The following is a 6,079-nucleotide window of genomic DNA, read 5'->3' as shown; positions in this document are numbered from 1 at the left end:
CCCCGGCCCTCTTCGTTTGCAGACCGAAAGACCGGCGCCGTCAGGCCGTCCGGTCGACCTGCGCCGGCTGGGTGCCGGAACGCGCCGTCTGCGCGGCCTCGCGCTCCGCGTAGGCGCGGGCCTTCAGCACCGTCACGCTCGGCAGCTGGACGACGATGTCGCCGGAGGCCGGATCGACCACCTGATAGACCATCTGCCGCGCCTCGGCGTCGCGCACGTACTGCGCGCGGTAATCCGCCTCCGTCGGCGCCGGGGAGGGGGTGTCCGCGTCCGCGCTCAGGTCGAGCTTCACCGCCGGCTCCAGCGGGGTGCGCTCGGGCTCTGCCGCGACCGCGCGCGCCGGCGGGGCAGCCGGGACGGGCGCGACGACGGGCGCCGGCCGTTCCGCCGGTTGCACGCTGCCGATCTCGCTCATGGCCATGGGCCTCCGATAGATTACTGAGCTCCATCTGGCGCCCGGATGATGACCGCGGCTTTAACGCGGGCGGGGGCTTTCGGAAGAACCGTTAACGCGCGGTGACCGGCAGCGGAGAAATTGTACGGGCTCGGACCGAGCACAAAAAAGGCGGCGGGCGCCTATCGGAACCCGCCGCCCTCCCGCTCAGGAATTGTTCGACCCGCCTACTCGGCGGCGTCGACGTAGAGTTTGCCGCCCTCGGCCAGGAACTCCTCGGACTTCGCCTTCATGCCGGCCTCGCGCTGGGCCTCGGACATGACGGGCGCCGTGTGGATCACCGCGCCCGCCTCCTCCATGGCCAGCACCTCGGCGCGCAGATCCTGCGTGATCTTCATCGAGCAGAATTTCGGCCCGCACATCGAGCAGAAATGGGCGACCTTGTGGGCGTCCTTCGGCAGGGTCTCGTCGTGGTAGCTGCGCGCCGTGTCGGGATCGAGGGAGAGGTTGAACTGGTCCTCCCAGCGGAAGTCGAACCGCGCCCGCGACAGGGCGTCGTCGCGCAGCTGCGCGGCCGGGTGGCCCTTGGCGAGATCGGCGGCGTGGGCGGCGATCTTGTAGGTGATCACGCCGGTCTTCACGTCGTCGCGGTTCGGCAGGCCGAGATGTTCCTTTGGCGTGACGTAGCAGAGCATCGCGGTGCCGAACCAGCCGATCATCGCGGCGCCGATGCCGGAGGTGATGTGGTCGTAGCCCGGCGCGATGTCGGTGGTCAGCGGGCCGAGCGTGTAGAACGGCGCCTCGCCGCACTCGCGCAGCTGCTTCTCCATGTTCACCTTGATCTTGTGCATCGGCACGTGGCCGGGGCCCTCGATCATCACCTGGCAGCCCTTGTCCCAGGCGATCTTGGTGAGCTCGCCCAAGGTCTCGAGCTCGGCGAACTGCGCGGCGTCGTTGGCGTCGGCGATCGAGCCGGGGCGCAGGCCGTCGCCCAGCGAGAACGACACGTCGTAGGCCCGCATGATGTCGCAGATCTCATCGAAGCGCTCGTAGAGGAACGACTCGCGGTGCCCGGCGAGGCACCAGCGCGCCATGATCGAGCCGCCGCGCGAGACGATGCCGGTGACGCGGCGCGCGGTCAGCGGCACGTGGGCGAGGCGCACGCCGGCGTGGATCGTGAAGTAGTCGACGCCCTGCTCGGCCTGCTCGATCAGCGTGTCCTTGAAGACCTCCCAGTCGAGTTTGAGCGGGTCGCCGCCGACCTTCTCCAGCGCCTGGTAGATCGGCACGGTGCCGATCGGCACGGGGGAGTTCCGCACGATCCACGAGCGGATGTTGTGGATGTTGCGCCCCGTCGAGAGGTCCATCACCGTGTCGGCGCCCCAGCGGATCGACCAGACCAGCTTCTCGACCTCATCAGCCGCCGAGGAGGTGACGGCCGAGTTGCCGATATTGGCGTTGATCTTGACCAGGAAGTTCCGGCCGATCGCCATCGGCTCCAGCTCGGTGTGGTTGATGTTGGCCGGAATGATGGCTCGGCCGCGGGCGATCTCGTCGCGCACGAATTCGGGGGTGATGAAGGCCGGCACCGCCGCGCCGAAATTCTCGCCGTCCGCGAGCGCGGCCTCGGCCCGCTCCAGCATCTCTTCGCGACAGAGGTTCTCTCGATGGGCGACGTAGATCATCTCCTCGGTGACGATCCCGGCGCGGGCGAACTCGTACTGGGTCACCATCTGGCCCGGCGCGGCCTTGCGCAGCGTGCGCTCGGCCGGGCAGGCGGCGACCAGCTTGTCGGCGGAGGCGAAGCCGTTGTCCTCGGGCTTGACCGCGCGGGGCTCGGCCGTGGCGTAGCCGCGGGCGGCGATCCAGGGCTCGCGGACCTGGGGCAGGCCGGCGCCGAGGTCGATCCGCGCATCCGTCTCGGTGTAGGGCCCGGAGGGATCGTAGACGCGGACCGGCGCCTCGTTCGGGTCGGTCAGCGCGATCTCGCGGAACGGCACCCGGATGTCGTCGCGGCCGGCAACCGGCGCGTAGACCTTGCGCGAGCCGTGAACCGGGCCGGTGGTGACGCTCTCGGGCGCGCCCTTCACGTCTTTGGGCAGGACGGGTGCGTTCATCGTGGATCTCTCCCTGGTTTTTTGGAGCGATCCGAATCCCGGACAGGGGGCGATGAGAGTCCGGCCCGCCAAGCAGGCCGCAGGTTCCCGTCCCTCCGCCGGTATGAGCCGGATCAGGTTCAAGGGTCAGGGCCGCCGGGCCCAATCTCAGCCCCCCACACGGGGGCTCCCCTCGGAACGGCCGCGAGCCTCCGTGGTTTACGGGGCCTTGTCAATGGCGCGGGTGCGACCGCGCCTGACAGGCCGTGGCCGCTCACCAGCGCCGGGCGCATCCGCGATCGTGCCGGATCCGCACTTCGCCGCGCCCTCCGCGTCTCGTGCGCGGCGCGAGCGGGACTATAACAGGTGCGTCCCCCGGCCCGAGCGTCCCGATGCGCCTCCTGCTCCTCCTGTTCGCCGCCGCGGCCATCCTCTACGCGGTGGGGGTTGGAGCCCTGGCCCTGGTCCAGCGGCGGCTGATCTATCCCGGCGCCTATGCGGACGCCGCCCCCCCGGGCGAGCGAACGGTACCGCCGGGAACCGCTGCCATCCGCGCCGAGACCCCGGATGGGGAGCGGCTCTACGCCCTTTGGCGGGCACCGCGCCCGGGCTGCGGCGTGGTGGTGAGCTTCCACGGCAACGCCTCGATGCCGGAGTTCCACGCGGAGCGCTTCGCCGCCGATCCCTGGCGCACCGCAGGCTGGGGCGTGCTGGCCCCGGCCTATCGCGGCTATCCCGGCTCGACCGGCGCGCCCTCCGAGGACGGGCTGATCGCCGACGGGCTCGCGGCTGTGGCCGAGGCGCGCGCGCGGGCGCCCGGCAGCCCGATCCTGCTGCACGGCCACTCGCTTGGAGCGGCGGTGGCGGTCGCGGTCGCGGCGCGCCTGCAGCGGGCCGACGCGCCGGCCGGCCTCTACCTGGAGGCGCCGTTCGACTCGATGGTCTCGGCCGCGCGCGTCCATTTCCCGGGGGTGCCGGGCTGGCTCCTGCGCGACACCTACCGGTCGGACCAGCGCATCGCGGAGCTTCCCGGCCCGATCCTGATCGTACACGGAACGGACGACCCGGTCGTGCCGGCCGCGCTCGGCCGCCGGCTGGCGGAGGCCGGCGAGGCCCGGTTCGCGCTGATCCCGGGCGACCATGTCAGCATCCTGGGCGCGCGCGACGCGGAGGCCGCCGCCCTGTTCGCGCGCCCGCGCACGTGTCCCGATGCCGCGGCGGCCGAGGCCCGCTGAACCGGGCGCCCCGCACCATATGTGCGGTCGGGAGGCGCGGATTGGGCAGACGGGACCGCAGGTGGCGCGACGACGATCCGGCGACGCACGGGCCGCTGGCAGCCGCGCCGGTAATCTGCCCGCTCTGCGACCGGCCGATCCCGCCGGGCGCGCGCTCCAGCCTGCATCACCTCACGCCGAAGCTGAAGGGCGGCACGCACAGGGGCACGGTGCGGCTGCACCAGATCTGCCACTCGGCGATCCACGCCCGCTACAGCGAGGCCGAGATCGCCCGGCGGCTCGCCGACGTCTCGGCCCTGCGGGCGGATCCCGAGATCGCCCGCTTCCTCGCCTGGGTCCGCACCAAGCCCGACGACTTCCACACCGCCACGCGCACGACTCGGGAGCGCCGCGGCGCCCGGCGGGACCGGTAGCGCCTTAACCAAGTCTTCACCCAACGCTGCGCCCGGGCCGCGAATCCTGGCACGATGCGCATGGCGGCCGGTTGCTTATCGGGGGTGAGGAGGCGCGGATGGGTCCGGGAGCCGGAACGACACCGGAAGACAACCTGCGGCTCGCCTGGGTCGACGTGGCCAAGGGCCTCTGCATCCTGCTCGTCGTGACGATGCACGCGACGCTCGGCACGGGCGTCGCGATGGGCGGCGAGGGCTTCCTGCACCCGCTCGTGGCCTTCGCGCAGCCCTTCCGGATCCCGGCCTTCTTCCTGCTCTCGGGCCTGTTCCTCGGCCGGGTGATCGGACGGGGCTGGCGCCCATTCGCCGACAAGCGGGTGGTGCACTTCGCCTATTTCTACGGACTCTGGCTGCTGATCCAGTCGGTGGTGAAGTACGGCGAGATCGCGGGGGAGGGAGGCCCGGCGGCGTTCCTGCGCCACCTCGCGCTGGCGCTCGTCGAGCCCTACGCCTCGCTGTGGTTCATCTACCTCCTCGCCGTGTTCTCGGTGGTGACGAAGCTGCTGCGGCGGCTGCCCGGCCCGGCTCTGCTCGGGGCGGCGGCGCTGCTGCAGGTCTTCCCCCTCCAGACGCCCTCCTACCTCGTGGAAGAGTTCTGCGCCCGCTACGTGTTCTTCGTCGCGGGCTACCTCTTCGCCGGGCGGATCTTCGCCCTCGCGGAAACGGTCCGGGCGCGTCCCGGCTCGGTCCTCGGCGCCCTCGCGCTCTGGGCGCTTGCCCAGGGAGGCCTCGCCCTGACGCCGAGCGCGGGGCCGGGCTCGCCGGCGCTGGCGAGCCTGCCGGGCGTGGGACTCCTGCTCGGAGGCGCCGGAGCCCTGGCCCTGGTGGCGCTCGCGGTGCTGCTGACCGCGTCGGGAGGGCCGGTCGCGCGGGCCCTGCGCGACTGCGGCAACCGCTCGATCGCGATCTATCTCGCCTTCTTCCTGCCGATGGCGGTCACGCGCGCGCTCATCGTCGAGACCGGCCTGATCACGGATGTCGGCGTGGCCTCCCTTGTCGTCACGGCGAGCGCGGCGCTGGTGCCGCTCATCGTCGAGCGGCTGGTCCGCGGCACGCGGCTCTCCTTCCTCTTCCGGCGCCCGCACGCCCTCCACCTCGCCGGAACCGGCGCGGCCGGACGGCCCGACGCGCCGATCTCCTCGCAGCCGGCGCATCTCGGAGCTGGCGGCCCGTAACGCTCAGGGCGCCGCGAAGCGGGCGCCGATCTCCTCGGCGCCGCGCCACACCACCCGGCAGACCCGCGGCTCGGCGAAGGGCCGCGCCGCGAGCACGAAGACTTCCGGCACACAGGCCGGGTCAAGCGAGACCAGCCGCACGCCGTGCTCGGAGAGATCGTAGATCAGGCAGGCCAGGGAGGTGTGCTCGTCCACGGCGATGAGCCCGCTCTCGTCGACGCGCGTGCGGGGGGAGGCGCGACGTTCGGCGGGCTCCGCCGGAAGGCGTGGCGCGCAGTCGGCTACGAGGTTCAGGGCACCCATGGATCAAGCTCTCACGTCGAGGAGACGCCGTGTCGTGTCGTCCGCGGCGCGGGCAACGGCGGCGTTGGCGGCGAAGTCCGCCCGCGACGCGGCGATCTCCTGGGCTGCCTGCGACAGCTCGATCCGCGCCGCCGTCGGCAGGTCGGTTCCGGGAGATGGCCCGGTGGGCTGCCCGGTGCCGGAGGGGCCGGCCCGCATGCGGGCGACCTGCACGGCGGCCTCGGTGAAGCGCGCCTGGGCGGCAGCCATGCCGCCGGCCGCGCTCTGTACGGCATCGATCATCGTAGCCCCCGTCCTGATCCCGGCAGGGATCCGCAAGAGGCCTATCGACGCCGCAATCCTTCAACCGCGGCTTGCGAAACTCGCTCGCATTCGACGCATCGGCGCCTCGTCCCGTGCGCATTGTCTGCAAGGCGCTTGTAGG

At 72.0% G+C, this 6,079-nt stretch carries 7 protein-coding genes and 1 riboswitch; of the genes, 3 read left to right on the top strand and 4 right to left on the bottom strand.

From position 1 onward, the window contains the following. Positions 1-40 precede the first annotated feature (40 nt). Together MFF54_RS18445 and thiC are read right to left on the bottom strand one after the other, a co-directional pair. Positions 41-415 (bottom strand): hypothetical protein, encoded by a 375-nt coding sequence (locus MFF54_RS18445; RefSeq protein WP_238304275.1) that lies wholly within the window; start codon positions 413-415, stop codon positions 41-43. 206 nt (positions 416-621) lie between these two features. Next, a complete protein-coding gene (thiC, locus tag MFF54_RS18440; RefSeq protein WP_238304274.1) occupies positions 622-2,511 on the bottom strand; it encodes a phosphomethylpyrimidine synthase ThiC in 1,890 nt (629 codons plus the stop codon). Positions 2,512-2,584: 73 nt separating this feature from the next. After that, positions 2,585-2,694, bottom strand: a riboswitch (TPP riboswitch). Between the two features lie 188 nt (positions 2,695-2,882). Here thiC and MFF54_RS18435 point away from each other — a divergent pair. From MFF54_RS18435 to MFF54_RS18425, 3 genes are all read left to right on the top strand, one after another. Then, positions 2,883-3,725: an alpha/beta hydrolase gene (locus MFF54_RS18435; RefSeq protein WP_238304273.1), complete on the top strand. Its 843-nt coding sequence runs from the start codon at positions 2,883-2,885 to the stop codon at positions 3,723-3,725. 41 nt (positions 3,726-3,766) lie between these two features. Beyond that, positions 3,767-4,138, top strand: a complete 372-nt coding sequence (locus tag MFF54_RS18430; RefSeq protein ID WP_238304272.1) for an HNH endonuclease family protein — start codon at positions 3,767-3,769, stop codon at positions 4,136-4,138. Positions 4,139-4,236: 98 nt separating this feature from the next. Further along, positions 4,237-5,352: an acyltransferase family protein gene (locus MFF54_RS18425; RefSeq protein WP_238304271.1), complete on the top strand. Its 1,116-nt coding sequence runs from the start codon at positions 4,237-4,239 to the stop codon at positions 5,350-5,352. Between the two features lie 3 nt (positions 5,353-5,355). Here the strand turns inward: MFF54_RS18425 and MFF54_RS18420 are convergent, their stop codons facing one another. Further along, the gene (locus tag MFF54_RS18420; RefSeq protein ID WP_238304270.1) at positions 5,356-5,655 is read right to left on the bottom strand and encodes a PilZ domain-containing protein; all 300 of its coding nucleotides are present in this window, start codon (positions 5,653-5,655) and stop codon (positions 5,356-5,358) included. A 3-nt stretch (positions 5,656-5,658) separates the two neighbouring features. Further along, on the bottom strand, positions 5,659-5,937 hold the full coding sequence (locus MFF54_RS18415; RefSeq protein WP_238304269.1) for a flagellar protein: 279 nt from the start codon (positions 5,935-5,937) through the stop codon (positions 5,659-5,661). Positions 5,938-6,079 lie beyond the last annotated feature (142 nt).

Origin of the sequence: Methylobacterium gregans, from assembly GCF_022179245.1 — a bacterium.
Taxonomy (GTDB): domain Bacteria; phylum Pseudomonadota; class Alphaproteobacteria; order Rhizobiales; family Beijerinckiaceae; genus Methylobacterium; species Methylobacterium gregans.
Note: the sequence above shows the minus strand (reverse complement) of the source record. Positions and strands in the feature narration are given on the sequence as shown.

Excerpts from the sequence above, each read along its gene's own strand:
- MFF54_RS18435 (WP_238304273.1), top strand. The coding sequence starts at position 2,883 with ATGCGCCTCCTGCTCCTCCTGTTCGCCGCCGCGGCCATCCTCTACGCG.
- MFF54_RS18420 (WP_238304270.1), bottom strand. The coding sequence starts at position 5,655 with ATGGGTGCCCTGAACCTCGTAGCCGACTGCGCGCCACGCCTTCCGGCG.
- MFF54_RS18445 (WP_238304275.1), bottom strand. The coding sequence starts at position 415 with ATGAGCGAGATCGGCAGCGTGCAACCGGCGGAACGGCCGGCGCCCGTC.
- thiC (WP_238304274.1), bottom strand. The coding sequence starts at position 2,511 with ATGAACGCACCCGTCCTGCCCAAAGACGTGAAGGGCGCGCCCGAGAGC.
- MFF54_RS18425 (WP_238304271.1), top strand. The coding sequence starts at position 4,237 with ATGGGTCCGGGAGCCGGAACGACACCGGAAGACAACCTGCGGCTCGCC.
- MFF54_RS18415 (WP_238304269.1), bottom strand. The coding sequence starts at position 5,937 with ATGATCGATGCCGTACAGAGCGCGGCCGGCGGCATGGCTGCCGCCCAG.